This window comes from Pseudoalteromonas sp. MMG012, from assembly GCF_018100875.1.
Classification (GTDB): Bacteria; Pseudomonadota; Gammaproteobacteria; order Enterobacterales; family Alteromonadaceae; genus Pseudoalteromonas; species Pseudoalteromonas aurantia.
This window is the reverse complement of sequence record NZ_JAGJEF010000243.1, coordinates 1-398: the sequence shown is the minus strand read 5'-3', so window position 1 is coordinate 398 and position 398 is coordinate 1. Positions and strand designations below refer to the sequence as shown.

General features: G+C 35.7%; 1 protein-coding gene. It reads left to right on the top strand.

The window, feature by feature from the left end; translation table 11 throughout:
• Positions 1-75 precede the first annotated feature (75 nt).
• On the top strand, positions 76-381 hold the full coding sequence (locus J8L97_RS23255; RefSeq protein WP_247688793.1) for a hypothetical protein: 306 nt from the start codon (positions 76-78) through the stop codon (positions 379-381).
• Positions 382-398: the final 17 nt, after the last annotated feature.

Here is a 398-nt window from a genome sequence, read left to right as displayed (position 1 = left end):
GTTTTCTTTCGATTATCGAGTGTTAATAAAATTACTCTCGCACATAAATTTAATAACTAAGTAATGGAGTTACAAATGCCAAAAATTGCACAGTATAAAGAGAAGCTGTTAAACGAATTTGAAACAAAATCAGATGACTGGACGTATGGTCACTTTGAGAGACGCCTTGGAGAGCTTCGTTCAGGAACTAGTTATCATGATGCTAAAGGCATTATAATAGACGCTCATAAGGCTGGGAAATGGCCGGAAACAGTTAAGAGATACCTCCTCACAAATTATAGAACTCATGGCAATGTTAGTGGTGAATTCAATTCTGTATTTAGTGATGTTTGTTCTGCATTATCACCAGCAGAAAAGTCTACTTGGGGAATTGATTGGTAGGCTAATAATACAAAAAA

Bases quoted from the DNA above. Each gene is read 5' to 3' on its own strand.
- J8L97_RS23255 (WP_247688793.1), top strand. From the start codon at position 76: ATGCCAAAAATTGCACAGTATAAAGAGAAGCTGTTAAACGAATTTGAA.